Genomic DNA, 21,005 nt, shown 5'->3' on the forward strand with positions numbered 1-21,005 from the left:
TAAATTCGATTGACGATCCGAATGTCGTCCGACAACAATAGTCCGGGCGATCGAGCCAGCCGCTCCTGACCGATCTCTTCGCTGTAACTCTGCATCTTCCGTTCGCATTAGCGTCGCCACGCGGCCTCATGGCCGTCGGAGTTCAATCAGCCTCTCAGCGAGACAAAACAGGAGAACGAATCAATGGAAACGCATGACAAGGACGATCCCAAGTTCACCGAAGCCCTCACCAATGCGCCCGCCTCTCCCGGACGGCGCGCGTTCATGGCTTTCGCCGGCGTGTCCGCAGGCGCAACCCTGCTGGGGGTCAGTCGCGCGGCGGCGGCGGCAGACTCGATGCTTCCGATTCCCTCCTATCCTGGAGGCCGACCTCCGGCACAACCCGGCGGGGACCCGATCTGGGGACCGGACGGACAGGCCACCGCCATCCTCAGGAAACTGACCCACCTCAATCCCTCGATGTTCGCCCACACCGGCGACTTTCACGTAATGAGCTACGGGGCGCGCACACTCCCCGCCTCCGCGTTGATTGCGTCGACCGCGTGGCCGGGCGGCACGATTCCATGGGTGAACGGTAAGGAAGCGACCGATTTTCCGTCCAACGACCGGCAAAGCCCAGGCTCGAACGTGATGGTGCCGTGTGATTACACGGGCACGCAGTACGACTCGTGCGCCGCGTTCAATGCCGCGATCGCCGACGCGAGTCGCGCCGGCGGCGGCCGCGTGGTGGTGCCGGCCGGCAACTGGTATTGCGGCGGTCCGATCGTGCTCCTGAGCCATGTGAACTTGCATCTGTCATCGGGCTGCACGATCTACTTCAGCCCGAACCCGGCGGACTACGCGAAGAACGGCCCCTACACGACGGCGAACGGCAATCTGTATCACACGCGCTGGCAGGCGAACGATTGTCTGAATTTCGGCTCGCCGATCTATGCGTTCTGCCAGACCAACATCGCACTGACCGCCGACGACAACACCTGCGTGCTGAACGGTCAGGCAATGACGCCGATGCAGCCGAGCACCCAGCCGCCCACCTCGTGCTGGTGGACCTACAAGGGAAGCAGCAACACGTACGGCTGTGCGGGATCGTCGACGCCGTCGCAGGCTTATGTGAATCCGAACAACGTCCCACTAACCAGCCTCCCCGCTTCGCAAATCCAGAATCCGCAGGCAAACGTTTCCTTTACGAATCAGTACGGTGTGCCGAGTTCGCTAATGCAGTTGCTCACGGGCACGGGCTGGAATCAGGACCAGAACTATTTGCCCGCTCTGTCCGAGCTGCGCGTGCCCTTCACGGACCGCATCTTCGGCAACGGACATTTTCTGCGTCCGTGCATGATCGAATTGATCGGCTGCACGAACGTGCTGCTGCAGAACTACCACACGCAGAACACGCCGTTCTGGCAGCATCACCCGACCGACTGCACGAATGTGGTGATCGACGGCGTATTCGCCGACAGCGTCGGACCGAACAACGACGGCTTCGATCCGGACGCGTGCAACTACGTGCTGGTGCAGAACGTTCAGTTCAACACCGGGGACGACTGCATCGCGATGAAGTCCGGCAAGTATCTCGACACCGAGTACGGTCCGATGCAGAACATCGTCGTGCAAAACTGCACGATGCAAAGCGGCCATGGCGGTCTGACGATCGGCAGCGAAATGAGCGCGGGCGTGCAGAATGTCTACGCGCGCCATCTGACGATGGAAAATGAGAATTGGGCGAGCAATCCGCTGAACATCGCGCTGCGCTTCAAGAGCAACATGAATCGCGGCGGTTTCATCCACAACGTCTGGATCGACGGCGTGACGCTGGCCAACGGCGTGAATCTGGCGGGAAAGTACGGCGGCGGCTCGCTGAGTTCGCAGGGCCCGCAGTACAAGATTACCGGTTCCGGCACGACCGGCCTTGCACCGAATCCTTCGACCGGCCAGGGTGGATTGATCACGTTCGACTGCGATTACAGCCCGTCCGGCGATGCGGTACGCTGGATACCGTCGGTGATCAGCAATATCAACATCACGAACGTGAACGCGAGCAACGTGTCGGGCCCGGTGTCGTACTCGATGCCGTCGGGCTTCGTCGCCGGGTCGAATTCATGCTTCCAGGCGCTCGTCATGCAAGGCCCCGAGGCGGTCGACTACAACGGTCCGGTGCCGGTGCCGACCGTGAGTCCGATCAGCGGGGTCACGATCTCGAACTGCAACCTCGGCAACCCGGTGTGCACGGGTGCGTTTCCAACAACGCCTTCGACGTCTGCGTCGTCCGCGCCGGGTCCGGTCTTCGTGAGCAATGTAAGCGGTATTAAGCTGAACAACGTGGTGATCGCGGGCACTACGTACAACACCTCACTGACCGCACCGGCGACCTGATGCCGGCGCACAGGGACGCGGTCAACCGCGTCCCTGTGTGCGGTGACCTCGTTGCGCGCGATGACGTTACGCGAAGAATCGCGTTTTTTCCTGGCGCAAGATCAGCGAAGCGGGTCACTGCGGATCCGGATGAGCGAGGCCCGCTTCCTCGATGACCTGCTCGTATTTCTCCACGCCGACTACGGCGCGGTACTCCTGCATCAACCGGATGAGCGCCTGCGCCGTCCGGGAAATCACACCGTAGGCTTCCAGCTGCTCGGCGTGCACCAGAGACTGCCCCAAATTCATGCTCACGTCGGTCTCCTCAATGCAGTTGAACGGCGAGCAGGTTGTTGGCGAACGTGGGCCGGGCGGAGAAGAACTCCATCAGGTCGACGAAGCCGTTGCTGAGCGCGAATTCACGCAGCGCATCGGGGCCGCTGTCAGCCTTGATGTGGCCGTAGCTTTCGACCATCTTCAGGTCGGTAATCAAGTACACCATCTCAACCTCTTCCGTCCGGGGATGCCCCGAGTTGTCCTACGCACGTATGGATCGACCGAAGGGGCGTGTTATCCACATTTTTGGTGGATAACGCGGTGGACAAGTCACACGCCGTCGAGCCGTTGTCCCCTCAAGGTACGGGTCGAAGAGTACGAAGCATCGCTTAAATCGGGCTTAAACAAGGTCGACGGCACGAACGCGTTGCCGGGACGGCGACTCGGGAGCGCACGCTGCCGCGACCAGCGCCGCAATCACGTGGGGAGATTCACCGATGCTGACATCCGCCGGGCAGTCAGGTGAGGATCAACGGCTTAGCCGGCGATAGGCACTCAGGTGTCTGAGAAGCCCCTGCTTGTCGCCGCGAATCTCGCTCAGGCGAGCAATATTGAAGTGCGCGTCGGCATGGGTCGGGTTCAGCTCGATGCATCGCTCGTAGGCCGCCACCGCTGCGTCGTAGCGTTCCAGTTCTTCGAGAGCGACCGCGCGATTGAAGTGCAACAGAGCGTCTTGCGGAAAATGCTCGAGCGCCCGGTCAAAGACGGATAGCGCCTCGTCGCACCTCGTTCCAGCCTCGCAAAGCAGGACGCCCAGGTTGTTATAAGCGTCATAGTGCGGAGTCGGGGATAACTCGAGCACCTTTTTATAGGCCTGTTCAGCACCGACGACGTCGGCATCGTTCAGTTGCTCCGCAAGAGCGAACCACTCCTCGGTCTGCTGCTCCCGGTCAACGATGTTGCGCGGAGCAGCGTCAAGGAACGCGACTTCACCCCGCAGAGGCGCGACCTCCAGATCGAGCAGAAGCTGGCCCGAGGTCGCATCCCATTGCGACTCACCTGTCTTGACGACCACTGAGTCGCCAACAGCCGTAATGCGGATGCCGGTTAGCGGCAGCTCTTCAGGCAATTCCGTCTTGAGTCGCGCAAGCGCCTGCAGAATTTTTCGCGGCGCGATTTTGGCCGATTGAAGCTGGAAAGCTGCGCGCAACAACACCACGTCCTGGAACGTGAACCGGAGCTCGTTACGACGACCGCGTGACGGTTGCACGAATCCAGCGTCTATCAGGCCGGACAGCACTCGTCGCGAGACACCCAGCAGCGACTGGAGACTGCGCAGCGAGTAGTCGTGCGAGGCAACGCGCCTTTTCACTTGCGCGCCCGAACCTTGGCGGGCGCCGCTTCTTCGACCTTGGCGGGCGCCCTCTTCGCTGGTCGCCGCGGTTTGGCGGCCAGTTCATCGGAAGCCGCCGCCGGCGCTTTTTTTACGGGCGATGCTTTCGCGGGCGCGGCCTGTCTGGTCTTGGTGCGGCCAAGGCTCGCACGAAGTGCTTCCATCAGATCGATCACATCGGCGCCCGACTCGATGCCCGGCTCGGCGGGAGACACGATCTGCTTGCCGGCGATCTTCTGATCGATCGCTGCCAGAATCCGCTTTTTCTCCTCGTCTTCGTACGCCGTCGGGTCGTACGAATCTTCAGATACCTGGTCGATGATCTGCAGCGCGAGTTGTAGCTCGGTGCCGGTCACTGCAACGTGCTCGATGTGCAATTCGGTCAATGAGCGAACCTCGTCCGCGAACAGCAGTTGCTGGAACACCAGGCCGTCCTCCGCTGCGCGGATCTGGACGATGCGTGTCTTTCCTTTGTTGGACCATTTTGCCAGCGCGCACCGCCCGCTTTCGCGCATCGCCTGCTGCAGCAGACTGTACGGTTTGCCGCCGCGTTTGTCCGGCGCGATGAAATAAGCCTTGTCGTAATACAGCGGGTCGACAGACTTCTCCGGCACGAAGGAGACAATCTCGACCACATGCGTTGCGCCTTCTTCGAGCGCCTTCAGTTCCTCAGGCGTGAAAACGACGAACTGGCCTTTCTCGAACTCATATCCTTTCTTCATGTCGGCGCGCGCCACGACCTCGCCTGTCGCCTCGGAGATGTACTGCTGTTTGACCCTACCGCCCTCAGGCGTAAGGAGATTGAATCCGACACCTGAAGCGCTGTCGGTCGCCGAGTAGAGCTTGACCGGGATCGACACCAGACCGAAGGAAAGCGTCAGAGACGCAATTGAACGCGCTGCCATGACTTGCTCCCGATAACCGACGACCGTTGGTCGCACAAACTCCGGTTCCATCGAACGAACGCGAACCATGCTGGAGGGAATTCTACGGCGTTTAGGCCGCTGGCACCTGGCGACACGTCAAAACACGGCTTACGCCTGTCGGAGCTGACCTGGGTTTCCCCACATGAGCAAAACGGTCGTGGCCGAGAAAACGTTAGGCCCCCTCACCGCCTGCGATCGCTTTGAGCCGGCGATAAAGCGTACGCTCGCTCAGTCCCAGCTGCGCGGCAAGCTCACTGCGTTTGCCACGGAATTGCGCCGCTGCGCGCGCGAGCTCCTCATCGGTCAGCTTGCGCGGCAACGCGGCACCCACGGCCAGCGAATCTCGACCGCCACCGGAAGCCTTGTCGCGAACCGCCTGCGGCAAATGCTCGGCGCGGATCACGCCACCGTCGGCGAGCAGGTTCGCGCGCTCGAGCACGTTGCGCAATTCGCGAATGTTGCCGGGCCACGCATAGGCGCGCAACAGCGCCAACGCATCCGCGGAAATCGACGCTTTAGTCGACGACCCGGTTCGCGTCGACACAATGCGCCGCAGAATCGAATCGGCGAGTAGCGCGATGTCGTCGACACGCTCGCGCACCGCGGGCAAATGAATCGGAAACGCACTGATACGGAAATACAGATCGGCACGGAACTGGCCGTCCGCAACCATCCGCTCGAGCGGCTTATGCGTGGCCGCGACGAGCCGGAAATCGGCGCGCAGCATATCGGTACTGCCCACGCGCCTGAAGGTGCCCGTTTCGATCAGCCTCAGCAGCTTCACCTGAATGGATAGCGGCACGTCGCCAATTTCATCGAGAAACAGCGTGCCGCCCTGCGCGGTTTCGACGAGGCCCTGCTTGCGGCTCGTCGCGCCGGTAAACGAGCCCTTCTCGAAGCCGAACAACTCGCTTTCGAACAGCGTCTCGGTAATGCCCGAGCAATCCACCACGACGAACGGCCCCTGGGCGCGGCTGCTCGCTTCGTGCAGCGCATGCGCGAACAGCTCCTTGCCGGTGCCCGATTCGCCGAGCAGCAGCACGGGCAGCATCGAAGGCGCGACGCGTTGCAAAGCGGAAATCGCCTCGTTGAACGCCGGCGCGCGTCCGACCAGACCTGCGGAGCTTGGCCGCGCCGACGCGCTCCTGACCGTGGCGAGACGCTCGACATAGGCGACGATGCGTGCGTGCCGGTCGAAGATCGGCCGCAATTCGACGTCGACGTGCTCCGGGCCTCGCGGTGTGTGATGAATATGCAGCACGCGATCCGCGCTGCGAATTTCCGTCGCGCGTTTCATCGGGCAGTGCTCGCCCGCCTGGTCGCAGGGCACGTCGTAGTGATGCGAAACCTGATAGCAGCGGCGGCCGATGTGCGCATCGCCTTCGACGCCGAACTGGCGCTGATACGCGCGGTTCGCGGCGAGAATCTGATACTGCGGATCGAGCACGATCGCCGGCTGCGGATCGTGCTCCAGATACGACACCAACGTGCTCACGTCGGGTACCACTGCGGGCGCGCCGTCAGGCGCGTTCGGGGGTTGCGGCGGCAACTCGGGCGAAGGGGTGGGCGCAAAGTCGGGCGGGATCATCGTCGTTACTCCGTGGGTGCCGCACTATACGCCGGAACTGCCATTTCTGCCACGACTGCCAGATGGCAGTGTCGTTATGCCACGCGTCATGCCAATCGCCAGCCGGCCGTCTGTTCAACCCGCCATGTCACCAGCGATAAACCTCTAATAATCAGAGCGTTACAAGCGGGCCTCATAAAGCTGCGGCTCGATGGCACGACTCCTGCGGTAGTGGGCGCCCGGACTGGCCAGGTCCGCTATCGTGAGGAACCCACCGAAATGGCAACCGGCAAGCTAGCCGTCGAGGGCTTCTTCGATCCTGCAACATGGACCGTCAGCTATCTGCTGATGGATGCAGGCACGAGGAATTGCGCATTGATCGACACCGTGCTCGACTACGACCCGAAGTCGGGACGCACCTGCACCGCAACCGCGGATCGCCTCGCCGCGCGCGTCGAGTCCCTCGGCGCGCGCGTGCAATGGATACTCGAAACCCACGTCCACGCCGATCACTTGTCCGCCGCGCCTTATCTGAAAGCGAAGCTCGGCGGTCAGATCGGGATCGGCGCGCAGGTCACGCGCGTGCAGGCCGTGTTCGGCAAGCTGTTCAACGCGGGTCCCGAGTTTTGCGCCGACGGCTCGCAGTTCGACCGCCTGTTCGTCAACGACGAGACCTTCAGCGTCGGCGACCTGTCGGTGCGCGTGATGCACACGCCAGGCCACACGCCTGCCTGCGTGAGCTATGTCGCGAGCGACGGCAGCGAGGAAGCCGCGTTCGTCGGCGACACGCTTTTCACGCCCGACTACGGCACCGCGCGCTGCGACTTTCCGGGCGGCGACGCGGCGACCCTGTATCGCTCGATCCAGCGCATCCTCGGTCTCGCGCCGCAAACCCGCCTGTATCTGTGCCACGACTACCAGCCGGGCGGTCGTCCGCTGCTCTTCGAGACGACGGTGGCCGAGCAGCGCGAACAGAACATCCACGTACACGACGGCATCGACGAAGCGTCGTTCATCGCGATGCGCACGGCCCGCGACGCCACGCTCGCGATGCCCGTGCTGATCCTGCCTTCGGTGCAGGTCAACATGCGAGCGGGCCACTTTCCGCCGCCCGAAAACGATGGCGTGTCATACATCAAGATACCGGTCGATGCGCTGTGAGCGCGCCGGCCTAAAACGAACAAGAGGAAAAGACATGCGAAAAGCAAACCTCCCAGACCCATCGAACCCGGCCGCCGATACGTTGAGCGTCCCATCGCAGCCGATGCGGCCCGCGCACCAGCACGACGTGGTGATCGTCGGCGCCGGCTCGGCCGGCATCGCGACGGCCTCGAGCCTGCTCGCGCGCAGCCCCGACCTCGACATCGCCGTCATCGATCCCGCCGACACGCACTACTACCAGCCGGGCTGGACGATGGTCGGCGCCGGCGTGTTCGACGCGCAAACGACAGCACGTACGATCGCGAGCGTGCTGCCCACGAACGTGAAGCGGCTCAAGGCCGCCGTCACGCGATTCGAGCCGGCGGAAAACCTCGTGATTCTCGATGGAACGCGCGCCGTCAAATACCGCCAGCTGGTGGTGTGCCCCGGCCTCAAGCTCGACTGGAATGCGATCGACGGCCTCGCCGACACGCTCGGGCGCAACGGCGTCACCTCCAATTACCGCTACGACCTCGCGCCGTACACGTGGAAGCTGACGCAGCAACTCGAACGAGGCCGGGCGATTTTCACGCAGCCGCCGATGCCGATCAAATGCGCCGGCGCGCCGCAGAAAGCGATGTATCTCGCGTGTGATCACTGGCGCCGCAGCGGCCGGCTGCAAGATATCGGCGTCGAGTTCCGCAATGCCGGCGCAGCGCTGTTCGGCGTCGCCGACTACGTGCCCGCGTTGATGCAATACGTGGAGCTTTACGGCATCGCGCTGAACTTCGGTTCGACGCTGAGCGCAGTCGACGGCGACGCGAAAATGGCGAGATTCACGCACACGTGCGCCGACGGCAGCAAGGAAACGTTCGAGACCGGCTTCGACATGCTGCACGCCGTGCCGCCGCAGAAAGCGCCCGACTTCATCCGCGAGAGCGCGCTCGCCGATGCGGCCGGCTGGCTCGACGTCGATCAGACCACGTTGCGGCACAAGCGCCACGGGAACATCTTCGGACTCGGCGACGCGACCAACACGTCCAACGCGAAGACCGCCGCCGCCGCGCGCAAGCAGGCGCCGGTCGTCGCGCACAACGTGCTCGCCGCGCTGGGCGCGGCGAGCGGCCTCGCGACCTACGACGGCTATGGCTCCTGCCCGCTCACCGTCGAGCGCGGGAAGATCGTGCTCGCCGAGTTTCTGTATGGCGGCAAGGTCGCGCCGACGTTTCCGGCGTGGTTCATCGACGGCAAAAAGCCATCGCGGCTCGCGTGGCTGCTCAAGGAGCGGATCCTGCCGCCACTCTACTGGCGCGGCATGCTGAAGGGACGCGAATGGCTCGCGCAGCCGCAACTGGCGGACTAAGCGCTTGCACGCACTGCTCACGGGGTCATCGATGCTGCTGTCTCTTCTTCTCGGCGCGCTGGTGGGCGCGATACTCGGGCTGACCGGCGCGGGCGGCGGCATTCTTGCCGTGCCCGCGCTGGTGTTCGGCATGGGCTGGCCGCTCCAGCAGGCCACGCCGGTCGCGCTCGTCGCGGTGGCCGGCAGCGCGGCGGTGGGTGCGCTCGAGGCGTTCCGCAAGCGGCTCGTCCGTTATCGCGCCGCGCTGCTGATGGCCGCTGCGGGGGTGCCCGCCACCGCCGCCGGCGCGCGCCTCGCGCATGCGTTGCCGCAACGCGTGCTGCTCGCGCTGTTTGCCGCGGTGATGCTGGTCGTGGCGTCCCGGCTGCTGCGTCAGACTCTCGCGCGCCGCGCGTCGGTCGAGGCGCAGTCGTCGATGTGCGTCGCGCGTGTCGACCCGGCGACCGGCCGCTTTCGCTGGACCTGGCCGACCGCAGCCGCGCTCGCGGCCACCGGTTCGCTGACGGGACTGATGACGGGGATGCTCGGTGTCGGCGGCGGCTTCATCATCGTGCCGATGATGCGCAAGCTGACCGACGTGTCGATGCACGGCATCGTCGCGACTTCGCTAATGGTGATCGCGCTCGTCGGCAGTGGCGGCGTTCTCGCGACGGCCACGCACGGCGCAACGCTTCCGCTCGAAGTCGCGTTGTGGTTCACTGGCGCCACCGCCGCCGGCATGCTCAGCGGACGGCTCGCATCGCATCACGTCGCCGCGCGCCAGGTGCAGCTGGGCTTCGCGAGCATCCTCGTATGCGTGGCGCTCGGCCTGCTGGTCAAAGCGGCGCTGATGTAAGCGCTGTTTCCCTCCAACCCACACATAACAATCAAGCAAAACGAACGATGATCGATCTCGACCATTTCACCCCGATCGCGTCCTTGAGCGGAGGCCTGCTGATCGGCGCCGCGGCTGCGGCGATGGTGCTTTTGCTGGGCCGCATCGCCGGAATCAGCGGGATAGTTGGCGGCCTGTTGCGCTGGACCACGCGCGACGGCGCATGGCGCGTCGCCTTCGTTGCCGGGCTGGTCGTTGCCGCGGTGATCGCGCGTGCGGCCGGCGCACCCGTCGCGATCAGCGTCGACGCGTCGTGGCCCGCCGTGATCGCGGCCGGTTTTCTGGTCGGCATCGGCACCCGCTACGGCAGCGGGTGCACGAGCGGACACGGCGTGTGCGGCATTTCACGCGGCGCCACGCGCTCGCTGATAGCGACGGCGACGTTCATGGCGGCCGGCTTCGTCACCGTGTATTTCATGCGACATCTTCTCGGAGCCTAGGATGGCAATTGCTATTTCATTCGTATGCGGTCTTCTGTTCGGCTTCGGCCTGCTGTTGTCGGGCATGGCCAACCCCGCGAACGTGCTGGGCTTCCTCGATATCGCCGGACGCTGGAATCCGTCGCTCGCGTTCGTGATGATCGGCGCGGTGGCTGTCGCTGCAATCGGCTTCGCGATCGCCAGGCGCCGCGACAGATCGCTGCTCGGATTGCCGATGCAGATTCCAGCGTCAGCGCGCGTCACGCGCAGGCTGATACTGGGCAGTTGCGTGTTCGGCGTCGGCTGGGGAATTGCCGGGTTCTGTCCCGGCCCCGCGCTGGTCGCACTCGGACTCGGGTCGGCGAAAGCGTGGCTGTTCGTGGCGGCGATGATCGCGGGCATGGCCGTCTTCGAGTGGTTGGAACGGCACAGACAGGCGGGCTCGACGGCCGGTGCTTAGGCAGTGCTTTAGCGGTCCGTAACCTTGCCTTAACCTGGCCTTAAGGCGCGCCAGGGTACGATGCGGTTCAACAGAACTCAACCCACAGGCCCCCTATGCAGATCTCGACCGAACCCCGCTATGACATCGTCGCACGGCTGCTGCATTGGCTCGTCGTCGGGCTGGTTGCCGCGCAGTTCGTGATCGGCTGGACGATGCCGGACGTGCACCGCGATACCGTGCCCAACGGCCTGATCGGCTGGCACCTTGGGGTCGGCACCGCACTGCTCGCAGCGATGGCGTTCCGGGTGCTGTGGCGCGCGACTCATCGCTCGCCGCCGGACAACCTGCCGCCGCTGTTTCGCATCGCCTCGAAAGTCGCGCACCTGGCGCTGTACGTGCTGCTCGTGCTGGTGCCGCTGCTGGGCTGGATCAACGCCTCGTCGCGCACGTGGACGGTCCGCCTCGCCGGACTTGTTCCGTTGCCTTCACTGTCGGCGCCGGGCTCGTCATTCGGGCACGCAATGGGCGACGTTCATGGCGTTCTCGCGTGGGTGCTGTTCGGCGTCATCTGCGCGCATATCGCCGCGGCGCTGTTTCATCAGTTCGTCGCGGGCGACCGCGTTCTGCAGCGCATGAAGCTCTAGCGCGACCATCGGCCAGCATCGACCGATCCAGATCGACGGCACCACTGACGATTCGCGCATTGGCCGCCGCAATGCCGGCCAACGACCACTCCACAAGATCTCCCCGAAACAAAGAACGCAGCAGGAAGCGCGACACATACACCGTCGCGCTTCGCCGGACCGCGGGTGTAAGCCGCACATCTAGCCAAAGCTGCAACGACTCTAATTTCAGAATGTCCCGAGTGACGCTATAAGGTCGCTCCCGATCTCCGGCCTTGCGCGCTGATGCGCATGCGCTGGAATAAATCGGCGTGCGCGCTCGTTCTGGAGTCTGGAGAAAGCGCTTCGCGCAGGCAAGCATCGCCCCGATGCGGCATCAGCTTGCCCCACCACGCCGATGTAAATACGACGCCGGTCATGCCGAGCGCGAAGTGCGAATGCTGTCGCCCAGTTTCCGCATTGGGCAGGGGCTCGTGCGCTTTGCGCGCGAGCGAATGCGGAACTGGCCGTCGGGGAGACGGACATGTCACACGCATTTGCAGGCGATGATGCCGCCCATCGGCTGCGTGGCCGCATCCTGATGGTAGCGCTCGCCGTGCTTTGCCTGCACGTTGCGCCAATAGTTCGAGCGCTGCCCATATTTGCGCGGCAGACAGGGCAAAGCTGCGTGGCGTGTCACGCGGGCGGACAGTTTCCGGAACTGACGCCGTACGGTCGAATGTTCAAGCTGAACGGATATACGTTCGGTGAACGTACTATTCCAGTGGCCGTGATGGCGACGGTCGACCTGACGAAGACCCGGGTCAACCACGATGCCAGCGGCAACATCATCTCTCCCAAAGACGGCCTGCCGATTTTCGATTCCGCCAGCATCTTCCTCGCCGGCAAGATCACCGACAGGATCGGTGCGTTCACGCAATTCACCTACTCGAACTACGACCATCAGGGAAGCAATGGCCAATGGATCGGCCACTGGGGATCGGACAACATGGATTTCCGGTATGTCGACAGGATCATTGGGGACGCAAACGATCTGATTCTCGGCACCACCCTGCACAACAATCCAACCGTGCAGGATGTGTGGAACAGTGCGCCCGCATGGAGTTACCCGTACATTTCCTCTTCGACGAGTCCGGTTGGCTCCCCCCAGTTCCTGCCGATCCTCGAAGGCACGCTGGCGCAGCAGGTCGTGGGCGCGGGCGGCTACCTCTACTGGAACCGCACGGTCTATGCCGAGGTGTCGCTCTATAGCACCGCTGACGGCATCTGGTCGTTCATGAGCAAGGGCAACAAGGCCGGCGACCCCAACCACCCGCAGATCTATCTGCGCGGTCAAAATCCGTACTGGCGTCTGGCTTTCACTCATGAGTGGGGGCCGCACAACATCATGGTGGGGACTTTTGGCATCAATGCGAACATCTACCCGAACGACGCGAACTCGATGCCGATCTTCTCACAGGGCGTCACCCGCTATCGCGACATCGGTATGGATGCGCAGTACCAGTACATTCTCGAGCCGAACACCGTGACGGCACAGGCGCGCTACATCCATGAAAACATCAGCGATCCGAATAATTTCGTGTTGGGCAACAGCCAGTCAGCCAATCTGAACTCGTTACGCCTGAAAGCTTCATATATCTATCAGGCCAAGTATGGTGTGAGCCTTTCATTCTTCAACGTGACCGGCAGCACAGATAGCGTTGCGTACGCCGGCAGCGCGAACTCCTCGCCGGCCACGCAAGGCTGGATGCCGGAGATCTTCTGGATTCCCGTGCAAAACATCCGCGTCGGTGTGCAATACACGCACTTCACCAAATACCTCGGCGCCCGTTCGAATTACGACGGCCACGGACGCAACGCAAGCGACAACGACACACTGTTCCTGTACCTATGGGCCGCGTATTGGTGAACGTCTGCGTACCTCAGCGTCACACCTGATACGGGCTATGGCTTTGCTTAAGGTGCATCGATGAAACATCTAGTGAAATCCAGCGAGGACTCCACGTACCGCTTCCCATCGGTGCGATTCATCCTCGTCGCGCTATCGCTCGGCGCATCCAGTTGTCACAACCTGGAGCAGTCCAGACAGATCGACAATCCCGCCGTCGGCGGCAGAACGATCGCGTTACAGGTATGTTCGAATTGCCATAGCGTGAACGGTGTGTCGGTATCTCCGACGTTTCCGAAGCTGGCGGCACAACCAACGGAATACCTCGTCAATCAGCTAACGGACTTCAAGGCTCATCAGCGAAGCGACCCGAATGCCAGAAGGTTCATGTGGGGCTTCACGCATCTGAGCGAAGCGCAAATCGAGCAACTCGCAGCGTACTTTTCCAGCCAGCCGCCGCCGACGCCGGCGCCACGAACGAGCGCCGATCATCGGCTCATCGAATCGGGCAGGACAATTTTCCTGTTGGGCATTCCGGACAAGGGCGTACCGGCGTGCAGTGCCTGTCACGGCCTGCACGGTGAAGGCGCGGGGGGATTTCCTCGCCTCGCCGGGCAGTACGCGGACTACGTCGAAAAACAGATACTGGTCTTCCGCAGTGCCGGGCTACGCCCCCGTGGCGAAGTGATGAAGGTCATCGCCGACAACCTGTCGGATCGGGACATTCGAGCCGTTGCCGCGTTCATGGAGGCGTTTCCCGCAGGGTCCGAGGCGGCGGCCAGTCCCGCTGTGGATCACTAGGCGAGCGGGTTGCCATGTTAGCTGGTCCTCGACACCCACCGTACCTCGTCGCGTTCCGGGCTCACCGGCCAGTACGTGCCCGTCCCGACGGAAACCAGCGTGGAAGCATGGCGATCAGGACGTCGTCTTTGAGGAGGACGTGATGAAAAATGGCCGCGAATGCGTGAAACCCCGCAACCCACATAATGGCGTCGCCGAGCCACGTGTGAAGCGACGCGATGACTGAGCCCGCTCCATGTGAAGTACTGAGTAAAGGCGGAATATCGCGACCGCCGATGAGCGTCAGCGGATGCCCTTCGAGCCACGCGCCAAAGATGGCGGTAAGCGGTAGCGCAAGGAGAAGCAGATACAGCATCCATCGAGCGGCTACTGCCATAACAGCCATCCAGCGAGACACTGGAGGTGTCTCGGGACGCGTGTCGTATACCCGCCATAGCAGGCGGATCAGGGTGAGCGCGAACACGCACAAACCCAAAGTCTCGTGCAGTCGCCGGTCGAACTCGTGGACCGACGAGTAGACGCGCTGTTCAGGTCCGCCGGGCCCATAGATGAACGTCACGAGCACGACGATTGCCGTGCACCAGTGGAGGAATTGGGCGATCGAACCGTAGCGTGTGGCAGAGCTCTTCACTATGGCGCTCCCGATGTGTGCCCCTCGACGAACTGTAGGCACGAGCGCGGCACGGCAAACCAGTGAATAACACCTCGAGAGCCAACGTATCGTAACGTGGTATGCATGGCTGGCCGGACGCCGGCGTATTGGATTCGTGAATGGATTCTACGCGCAAACGCTCGGCGAAATCTTAAGCCGATGGCGGCTCACCTCCGGCAGTGGTCACCAATGAAAAATGCCGTGAAATGGGCGCATCAACATCGCTGGGCGCAGCCCTTGCGCGATCATTTTCGACGCAACGGCTGCGGCCGGCGGGTGATGCCCGACTTCCCATCGATCACGGCAGAAGAAAAAAAACACGCCGTCGCGACATCCGATGCAAACTCCGGCGCGACGGCTTCTCTTCACTCTGGCGACGTAAAAGAGCGGCGCCCCGCCGCTCTTTGGACGTCGTATTAACGCGGATCCGACAGCGTCTGGTTGAGCGTCTGCCCTGCGATGACCACGTTCTGCAACGTAATGTCGTGCACGTTGTAGAGGTAGATCGGGCCCGGCGTGCTGGCACTCGCGGGGCCGGCGGCCGCAGGCGTGCCGAAGTCACAGTTGGAAATCGTCACGCCGGTGATGGCCGGTACGGTCGGTGCAGGCGCCGGCCCGTTGTAATCGAACGCGACTGGACCTTGTGCAACGATGGCCTGAAAACAGGAGCCGGTCGTACTGCCCAAGGTCACGTTCGTAGCGGTGACGTTCGTGATGTTGACGTTGTCGATGAGCGCGGGGCGTGTGCGGATGGCGTCGGCGGCGGGTTGGTAATCGCAATCGAACGTGATCAGACCGCCTTGAGACGCCGACGGGTTGGCGGCTGTTGCGGTGGCCACGCCGATCGGCACGGTGCTGTTGATCGGACTGCCTGCCAGCATCTTGGTGCCGTACCCTCCGCCCGTCAGGCTCACCCCATGCGGCAGCGTGACGCCATTCACGTAGAAGTTCTTGACGTAGCCTCCGCGGTTCATATTCGTCTTGATACGGATCGCGATGTTCAGCGAATTCGTCGCCCAGAACTGATTGAGCATGGTCAGGTTGCGTGCATAGATGTTTTGCACGCCGCCACCCATCTCGCTGCCGAGCGTGATGCCGCCGTGACCGCTATTCATCATGCAGTTCTGGATCACATGGTTCTGCGCGGGTCCGTACTCCGTATCGAGATCCTTGCCCGACTTGATCGCGATGCAATCGTCGCCGGTGTTGAACGTCACGTTGTCGCACAGAACCGTGTTGCAGGCGTCCGGATCGAAGCCGTCGTTGTTCGGTCCGATGCTGTCGGCCGTCACGCCGCGGATCACGACGTTCGTGCAGTCGGTGGGATGATGCTGCCAGAACGGCGTGTTGTTGGTGCGGTAGTTTTCCATCAGCACGTTCGTACAACCGAGGAACTCCACCATGCACGGCCGCAGATAGTGGCCGAGACCAAAGATACGCTGCGCGACCGGCACGCCCGCTTCCGAGAGCGCCGGCAGGTAGTTCTGGTCCTGCTGCCAAGGTGTCGCCGGATTGGTCAACATCGCATAGAGCGAGGCCGAAAGGGTCGGCGCGGCCACCATCAGATCGACGTTGTTCGGGTTCGTATAGGCCTGCGACGGCGTGGACGACCCAGCGCAGCCGTACGCGCCGCTGGAGCCCTTGAAGGTCCACCAGCAAGTGCTCGTGTTGCCGCTTCCCGCGAACGGCGTCATGGCCTGACCGTTCAACACCGATGTCGGGCCTTCACCGGTCAGCGCGATATTGTTGGCATTTCGCGCGTACACCGGCGAGCCGAAGTTCAGGCAGTCGTTTGCCTGCCAGCGGCTGTAGTAAAGGTTGCCGTTGGCGCCGCAGTTGACGGGGCCGTCCTTCGCATAGTCGGCAGGATTCGGGCTGAAATAGATCGTGCAGTTCGCGCTCAGATGGAAGTTGACGTTGCTCTGCAGCACGATTGGGCCCGCGCAATACCAGGTGCCCGCCGGCACCACGACCCGGCCGCCACCGGCTGCGCTGCACGCCGCGATCGCCGCGAGGAAGGCAGGACGTGAATCGAACGAGCCCGGTGAGTTGGTCGCGCCGGCACCCGTGCTCGTGGGCGATGTGGTGCCGGTATACGGGTTGGCCTGTGCAATCACCGCGCACGGTTGCGCGCCGTACTGCTCAACCTGGAAATCGACGGCCGGGAATGCATTCTGTGTGATTTTCTGCAGCGCATTGATGATGTTCGTCGCTGAGCCGCTTGGGCCCCAGATCGGGTCGGCCGCGGCCGTCGACGGCGCGCTTCCCGTCGCTGGCGTGGAACTGCTGCTTCCACCTGCCGGTGCGGAAACTCCGCTGCCGCCACCACAGGCTTGCAAGAGTGCGCTGCCGGCAAGCGCGCCTCCCAGCCCAATGAAGCCACGGCGCGAAATGCGCAAGGTGTCGCCCGTAGCGGGCGCATTTTTATCAAGATCGCACGACTGCTTGGACATCGAGTCCCCTCCGGACAAATAGTTGTAAATACGACAGTGAAACGTCAGAGCGCCGGTTGTATGACAAGTACAGAAGAGTAAAGACAAGAGCCGGGACAGTACACATGGTGGATACCCTTACAAAATGTTTCCGCCATACCGCGAACGCGACAGGAAGCCGCCGCGGGCGTTCGATTTCTCTGCATGGGGGCGAGGTTCAGCGACAACGACTATGTCGGCCGTTGCGACGAGTGGACATGGCGTACCGATGGACAAATCTCTGCCGATTGCCCCGGCCGGCGACGGACCGTCGATCAGCCCGTCACGGGAAGCCGCTTCATGGCGAAGGTCGTGCGTGGCACTGGCGATACCAGATGGCGAATCCGACTCATCTTGCCGTTTGACGTGCTGCTTGTAACGGCGTACGTGGATCCGGACCCGAAGAGCACACTTGGCGCGGGCCTGAGCGCTGGTCTTACGGCGCGATGCGTTGCTCGTCGGCGCGATCGTCATCCAGCCGTCGCGCCCCTTCCACGCTTTCGATGCGGTCCCCGGCGGCGCCGAAGCCGCGTTCGACATCCGACGTGATGCCTCGGTCGGCCGCTGCATCGAGGGCCGGCTGTTCGTCGTCCGGAACTGACGATGCCACGGGGCCGACGCGACGCGACGCGCGCCGCCCGGCCGCCCTCGCATCGAACCACGCCACGTCGCGCCGCAAGCCGATCACGTAGGCACGCCAGCCTCGTGGGTTGTCATCGAACAGCGACGCACGCACGGATGCGGCCAGCGCGTCCCTGTCGAGCGGGTCGTCGAGCAACCATTGCGGCCATAGGCAGAATGCGTGAAGCGCTTGAGCCCTGAACGCATCGACGGGCATGTCCGGGCGCAGCTGCGCGAGCAGCGGCTCGCCATCGAGGATCGGGTTCCGTGCGACGAGCTCGCCAATGGTTGGCGCGCCAGGCGCCATTTCGTCGAGCCGAACGATCAATTGCATCACGCGCCCCAGATGAAGCAGCAGGGCGCGCCTTTCGAGAGCGTCTTCCATGATTCGCGGTGCCTTCGAACAAGATGGTCGAATTGCATCCGGTCAACTGCGTCGCCACGCGGACTGATGGCTGACCGGCGTTCCACTTCCAAGCCTACGGCGCCTGGCGGCGCGGACGTTGATCCGGGTCAACGCATCGGCCGCGTTGCCGTCACGCGCAACGTCATCCGGCCGGGTCCGAGCTCTGCTCGGGCTCCCCACTGCGCGCAGCGGCCAGACACGCGTGGACTTCTTCGTCGGTCGTCTGGTTGAAATCAGAATAGAACCCGCTGATCGCCATCATCCAGTCCGGCTGCAGCACGCTCACGAACGCGTGCACGAGTCCTTCGAATGCCGTCGGCGCATCGGATGGCGACACCGGGACCGCCACCACGATGCGCGCCGGATCTCTGCTACGGAGCGCGCCGAGCGCCGCATGCATCGACGCCCCCGTCGCGATGCCGTCGTCGACCACGATCACCGTCTTGCCCTTCACCGGCACCGGCGGCCGTTCCCCACGGTACGCCAGTTCCCGGCGCGCGAGCTCGGCTCTTTCGCGCGCGATTACATCGGCCAATTGGGCGGCGCTGATTTCCAATTGGCGAAGCACCGACCTTTCCAGATGAAGGGCGCCCCCCGTCGCTATGGCGCCCATCGCCAGTTCCTCGTCTTGAGGCGCCCCAAGCTTTCTGACGACGAGAACGTCGAGCTTCGCATGCAATGCCTGCGCGACTTCGAACGCGACAGGAACGCCGCCGCGCGGCAGAGCCAGCACCACCAGATCGCCGCGCCCCTGATAGTCGCGCAGTGCGTAAGCCAGTTGTCTGCCAGCGTCGGCGCGATCGCGAAACAGCTTGCCCATCGCTTTTCCTCCCCCGCAACGTCCGTGCGCGTTGCCACACCCACTATGCCACCGATCGGCCGCATCGAGCGTTCCTCACCCCATGAAAGGCGCGAGCAACGAAAGCGCATTTCGATTGACGTAGGTCAGTAGTCGATCCGCAACGGCGGCCGATCATGACAAGCGACAACATGCAAGACGCGGAGGCCGACGATGTTCTCCAACATTCTGATTGCGGTGGACGGCAGCGAGAGCGCCGCCCAGGCGTTCGAGACCGCGCTGCAGTTCGCCTGCGCTACCGGCGGGCGATTGCATCCGTTGTTCGTTATCGATTTGCCGGTCATGAGTCCCGAAGTGCCGGGCGTCAACGCGGCTGCCATGCGCGAGGCGCTCAGGCAGGACGGCGAACGGATCATGAAACACTGCGTCGGGACCATGGCGCGGCACGGCGTGCAAGGCATGCCGGAAATCGATGATCTGGTACGCCCCGAAGAGGACGTCGCTTACCGCATCGAGGTCGCCGCGGCGAAACTGCACGCCGATCTCATCGTGATCGGCACGCACGGTCGACGCGGCCCTGGCTACGCGCCACTGGGCAGCGTGGCCGAACAGATACTGCGCAGCACCACCTGCCCGGTGCTGGCAATCCCCGCGCGTCGAGCGGCCCCCGCCGGCGAGACGCAGGGAGCCGGCACCGCCACGACGGATTCACGTGTCGAGATTCCCGTTGTCGGGCCCAGCACCGCGTGACGTGAGCCACCCACCTCGACGCGGTGTGCCCGCACAGCAGAAATCCGACTCAAAACGCCGCACTGAACGCTGCCGCGAATTCATCGAGCCGCGCGGAATCGAGCCCGTCGATGCCGGCGGCAGCGACCCTGCCGTTTCCGCCGAACTTCCTGCAAAGGACGTCGGCGCCTTGCGGGCAATCGAGCGGAGCCCGTACGCTCGCCGTGTATCGTCCATCGGCGTGGGCCGTCAGCACCGCGTGCGCGCGCGTGCGATCGCGTCGCGCAACGAGATTGGCGAATTCGCCTTGCACGCGCCGCGCCCACGCCGCGTCGGGAAGAATGTGCAGCGTGCCATTGGCGAGCCGCCGGATTACCGCGAGTCCCCGGGCCAGTTCGAGGTCTTCCGTTCGTCGCGCCTGCAGTTCGGCGAGTACGGGGGTCGACGCAATGAATTCGAGCGGGTCCGAATAAGGTTGAATGGCGCGATACATGTCGACAGGATCGACGGCGAGTTCGACGACGCTGTCCCCGTAGGCGTTGTAGTTGATCGCTTCGCCAAGGTCGCGCAGTTTCCCCTCGTCGGACGAGCTCATCGCGCACGTGGTGGCGGCCTGATGCGCTGCCCGATGCAGGTTGTCGCCATAGGCCGCGACCACCGCCCATCGCGTATGCCGGCCTCGCAGATGGCGGTCCACGAGCAGCGCCGTGCATATGTCCGGTGAGGTATCGATATGGGTCGTCAGCAGCGCGTGCGCGGGGATCGGACCGGGGAAATGATGATCGAAATAGTCGATCTTCACACCGCGATCCAGCAACGCGATGAGCGGATCGCGGTTCGAATCTAGCGAAATATCCAGCACGGTCACACTGTCGCCCGGTTGCGCATGCGCGCGGTGCAGTAGCGTTATTTCGTGTTTGGCTCCGGTGATCAGGATGGTGTCGGCAGGCTCGGCGAGCCGCAACTGATGCAGCGCGCAGATGCCGTCCGCATCGCCATTGAAAATATCGAATCGCTTCATCCGCTGCTCCGCCGGCGCGTCGCTGCCGCGATCGCGCGCGGCTCGACTGGGGTCAAACGGTGACCCGCACTCCGTTTCATATGGAAGCGTACGCCGGTATCGCGACACGAACCGCGCGCGATCGGCCACGAATCGCGCCGCGTCGATGCCCCGCTTTCGCGATATGCGATGCCCAAACGTCGATAGATTGCACAACAAGCTCCGCCTATACTGAGTGAACCTGTTTTCCGCGGACTCGAGGT

Annotated in this window: 21 protein-coding genes; 11 read left to right on the forward strand and 10 right to left on the reverse strand. The window is 63.3% G+C overall.

From position 1 onward, the window contains the following. The first annotated feature begins 183 nt into the window (after positions 1-183). A complete protein-coding gene (locus tag L0U84_RS41380) occupies positions 184-2,373 on the forward strand; it encodes a glycoside hydrolase family 28 protein (RefSeq protein WP_233859587.1) in 2,190 nt (729 codons plus the stop codon). Positions 2,374-2,487: 114 nt separating this feature from the next. Here the strand turns inward: L0U84_RS41380 and L0U84_RS41385 are convergent, their stop codons facing one another. The 5 genes from L0U84_RS41385 to L0U84_RS41405 all read right to left on the reverse strand — a co-directional run bounded on the left by L0U84_RS41385 (position 2,488) and on the right by L0U84_RS41405 (position 6,535). Further along, positions 2,488-2,667 (reverse strand): hypothetical protein, encoded by a 180-nt coding sequence (locus tag L0U84_RS41385; protein WP_233859942.1) that lies wholly within the window; start codon positions 2,665-2,667, stop codon positions 2,488-2,490. A gap of 10 nt (positions 2,668-2,677) precedes the next feature. Continuing rightward, positions 2,678-2,854, reverse strand: a complete 177-nt coding sequence (locus L0U84_RS41390; RefSeq protein ID WP_233859588.1) for a hypothetical protein — start codon at positions 2,852-2,854, stop codon at positions 2,678-2,680. A gap of 303 nt (positions 2,855-3,157) precedes the next feature. After that, positions 3,158-4,000, reverse strand: a complete 843-nt coding sequence (locus L0U84_RS41395; protein ID WP_233859589.1) for a tetratricopeptide repeat protein — start codon at positions 3,998-4,000, stop codon at positions 3,158-3,160. Then, positions 3,997-4,926: a non-homologous end joining protein Ku gene (gene ku / locus L0U84_RS41400; protein ID WP_233859924.1), complete on the reverse strand. Its 930-nt coding sequence runs from the start codon at positions 4,924-4,926 to the stop codon at positions 3,997-3,999. The genes L0U84_RS41395 and ku overlap by 4 nt, the downstream gene beginning before the upstream one ends. Before the next feature lie 193 nt (positions 4,927-5,119). Then, positions 5,120-6,535 carry a sigma-54 interaction domain-containing protein gene (locus tag L0U84_RS41405; RefSeq protein WP_233859594.1) on the reverse strand — a complete coding sequence of 472 codons (1,416 nt, stop codon included), beginning with the start codon at positions 6,533-6,535 and terminating at the stop codon, positions 5,120-5,122. A gap of 258 nt (positions 6,536-6,793) precedes the next feature. Between L0U84_RS41405 and L0U84_RS41410 the strand changes: the two genes are divergently transcribed. From L0U84_RS41410 to L0U84_RS41445, 8 genes are all read left to right on the forward strand, one after another. Next, a complete protein-coding gene (locus L0U84_RS41410; protein WP_233859596.1) occupies positions 6,794-7,675 on the forward strand; it encodes an MBL fold metallo-hydrolase in 882 nt (293 codons plus the stop codon). A gap of 103 nt (positions 7,676-7,778) precedes the next feature. Further along, positions 7,779-9,017 carry an NAD(P)/FAD-dependent oxidoreductase gene (locus L0U84_RS41415; RefSeq protein WP_233859925.1) on the forward strand — a complete coding sequence of 413 codons (1,239 nt, stop codon included), beginning with the start codon at positions 7,779-7,781 and terminating at the stop codon, positions 9,015-9,017. Positions 9,018-9,048: 31 nt separating this feature from the next. Then, positions 9,049-9,852, forward strand: coding sequence for a sulfite exporter TauE/SafE family protein (locus L0U84_RS41420; protein ID WP_233859598.1), 804 nt, complete (start codon positions 9,049-9,051; stop codon positions 9,850-9,852). Positions 9,853-9,899: 47 nt separating this feature from the next. Continuing rightward, positions 9,900-10,331, forward strand: coding sequence for a YeeE/YedE family protein (locus L0U84_RS41425; RefSeq protein WP_233859600.1), 432 nt, complete (start codon positions 9,900-9,902; stop codon positions 10,329-10,331). A gap of 1 nt (position 10,332) precedes the next feature. Beyond that, complete coding sequence (locus L0U84_RS41430; RefSeq protein WP_233859602.1) at positions 10,333-10,770, forward strand: YeeE/YedE family protein; 438 nt, start codon at positions 10,333-10,335, stop codon at positions 10,768-10,770. A gap of 95 nt (positions 10,771-10,865) precedes the next feature. Next, on the forward strand, positions 10,866-11,396 hold the full coding sequence (locus L0U84_RS41435) for a cytochrome b (RefSeq protein ID WP_233859604.1): 531 nt from the start codon (positions 10,866-10,868) through the stop codon (positions 11,394-11,396). A gap of 502 nt (positions 11,397-11,898) precedes the next feature. Further along, positions 11,899-13,284 carry a cytochrome C gene (locus tag L0U84_RS41440; RefSeq protein WP_233859605.1) on the forward strand — a complete coding sequence of 462 codons (1,386 nt, stop codon included), beginning with the start codon at positions 11,899-11,901 and terminating at the stop codon, positions 13,282-13,284. Positions 13,285-13,344: 60 nt separating this feature from the next. Continuing rightward, on the forward strand, positions 13,345-14,064 hold the full coding sequence (locus tag L0U84_RS41445; protein ID WP_233859606.1) for a c-type cytochrome: 720 nt from the start codon (positions 13,345-13,347) through the stop codon (positions 14,062-14,064). A gap of 61 nt (positions 14,065-14,125) precedes the next feature. Here L0U84_RS41445 and L0U84_RS41450 read toward each other — a convergent pair whose 3' ends face one another. Further along, positions 14,126-14,695 (reverse strand): cytochrome b, encoded by a 570-nt coding sequence (locus L0U84_RS41450; protein WP_233859607.1) that lies wholly within the window; start codon positions 14,693-14,695, stop codon positions 14,126-14,128. A 210-nt stretch (positions 14,696-14,905) separates the two neighbouring features. Here L0U84_RS41450 and L0U84_RS41455 point away from each other — a divergent pair, with 210 nt between their 5' ends. Continuing rightward, a complete protein-coding gene (locus tag L0U84_RS41455; protein WP_233859608.1) occupies positions 14,906-15,136 on the forward strand; it encodes a hypothetical protein in 231 nt (76 codons plus the stop codon). On the opposite strand, the gene L0U84_RS41460 is transcribed toward L0U84_RS41455, so the two are convergent. From L0U84_RS41460 to L0U84_RS41470, 3 genes are all read right to left on the reverse strand, one after another. Continuing rightward, entirely contained in the window at positions 15,133-17,169 is a 2,037-nt protein-coding gene (locus L0U84_RS41460; RefSeq protein WP_233859609.1) for a glycoside hydrolase family 28 protein, read from the reverse strand. The two genes, L0U84_RS41455 and L0U84_RS41460, sit on opposite strands and share 4 nt — an antisense overlap. 454 nt (positions 17,170-17,623) lie before the next feature. Beyond that, positions 17,624-18,193 carry a hypothetical protein gene (locus L0U84_RS41465; protein WP_233859610.1) on the reverse strand — a complete coding sequence of 190 codons (570 nt, stop codon included), beginning with the start codon at positions 18,191-18,193 and terminating at the stop codon, positions 17,624-17,626. A gap of 163 nt (positions 18,194-18,356) precedes the next feature. Beyond that, complete coding sequence (locus tag L0U84_RS41470) at positions 18,357-19,034, reverse strand: phosphoribosyltransferase (protein ID WP_233859611.1); 678 nt, start codon at positions 19,032-19,034, stop codon at positions 18,357-18,359. Between the two features lie 192 nt (positions 19,035-19,226). Between L0U84_RS41470 and L0U84_RS41475 the strand changes: the two genes are divergently transcribed. Further along, on the forward strand, positions 19,227-19,763 hold the full coding sequence (locus tag L0U84_RS41475; protein ID WP_233859613.1) for a universal stress protein: 537 nt from the start codon (positions 19,227-19,229) through the stop codon (positions 19,761-19,763). Between the two features lie 49 nt (positions 19,764-19,812). On the opposite strand, the gene L0U84_RS41480 is transcribed toward L0U84_RS41475, so the two are convergent. Further along, complete coding sequence (locus tag L0U84_RS41480) at positions 19,813-20,763, reverse strand: acetyltransferase (RefSeq protein ID WP_233859614.1); 951 nt, start codon at positions 20,761-20,763, stop codon at positions 19,813-19,815. Between the last annotated feature and the right edge of the window lie 242 nt (positions 20,764-21,005).

It is taken from the genome of Paraburkholderia sp. HD33-4, assembly GCF_021390635.1.
GTDB lineage: Bacteria > Pseudomonadota > Gammaproteobacteria > Burkholderiales > Burkholderiaceae > Paraburkholderia.

Excerpts from the sequence above, each read along its gene's own strand:
- L0U84_RS41380 (WP_233859587.1), top strand. The coding sequence starts at position 184 with ATGGAAACGCATGACAAGGACGATCCCAAGTTCACCGAAGCCCTCACC.
- L0U84_RS41390 (WP_233859588.1), bottom strand. The coding sequence starts at position 2,854 with ATGGTGTACTTGATTACCGACCTGAAGATGGTCGAAAGCTACGGCCAC.
- ku (WP_233859924.1), bottom strand. The coding sequence starts at position 4,926 with ATGGCAGCGCGTTCAATTGCGTCTCTGACGCTTTCCTTCGGTCTGGTG.
- L0U84_RS41405 (WP_233859594.1), bottom strand. The coding sequence starts at position 6,535 with ATGATCCCGCCCGACTTTGCGCCCACCCCTTCGCCCGAGTTGCCGCCG.
- L0U84_RS41410 (WP_233859596.1), top strand. The coding sequence starts at position 6,794 with ATGGCAACCGGCAAGCTAGCCGTCGAGGGCTTCTTCGATCCTGCAACA.
- L0U84_RS41415 (WP_233859925.1), top strand. The coding sequence starts at position 7,779 with ATGCGGCCCGCGCACCAGCACGACGTGGTGATCGTCGGCGCCGGCTCG.
- L0U84_RS41420 (WP_233859598.1), top strand. The coding sequence starts at position 9,049 with ATGCTGCTGTCTCTTCTTCTCGGCGCGCTGGTGGGCGCGATACTCGGG.
- L0U84_RS41425 (WP_233859600.1), top strand. The coding sequence starts at position 9,900 with ATGATCGATCTCGACCATTTCACCCCGATCGCGTCCTTGAGCGGAGGC.
- L0U84_RS41430 (WP_233859602.1), top strand. The coding sequence starts at position 10,333 with ATGGCAATTGCTATTTCATTCGTATGCGGTCTTCTGTTCGGCTTCGGC.
- L0U84_RS41435 (WP_233859604.1), top strand. The coding sequence starts at position 10,866 with ATGCAGATCTCGACCGAACCCCGCTATGACATCGTCGCACGGCTGCTG.
- L0U84_RS41440 (WP_233859605.1), top strand. The coding sequence starts at position 11,899 with ATGTCACACGCATTTGCAGGCGATGATGCCGCCCATCGGCTGCGTGGC.
- L0U84_RS41445 (WP_233859606.1), top strand. The coding sequence starts at position 13,345 with ATGAAACATCTAGTGAAATCCAGCGAGGACTCCACGTACCGCTTCCCA.
- L0U84_RS41455 (WP_233859608.1), top strand. The coding sequence starts at position 14,906 with ATGAAAAATGCCGTGAAATGGGCGCATCAACATCGCTGGGCGCAGCCC.
- L0U84_RS41460 (WP_233859609.1), bottom strand. The coding sequence starts at position 17,169 with ATGTCCAAGCAGTCGTGCGATCTTGATAAAAATGCGCCCGCTACGGGC.
- L0U84_RS41465 (WP_233859610.1), bottom strand. The coding sequence starts at position 18,193 with ATGGAAGACGCTCTCGAAAGGCGCGCCCTGCTGCTTCATCTGGGGCGC.
- L0U84_RS41470 (WP_233859611.1), bottom strand. The coding sequence starts at position 19,034 with ATGGGCAAGCTGTTTCGCGATCGCGCCGACGCTGGCAGACAACTGGCT.
- L0U84_RS41475 (WP_233859613.1), top strand. The coding sequence starts at position 19,227 with ATGTTCTCCAACATTCTGATTGCGGTGGACGGCAGCGAGAGCGCCGCC.
- L0U84_RS41480 (WP_233859614.1), bottom strand. The coding sequence starts at position 20,763 with ATGAAGCGATTCGATATTTTCAATGGCGATGCGGACGGCATCTGCGCG.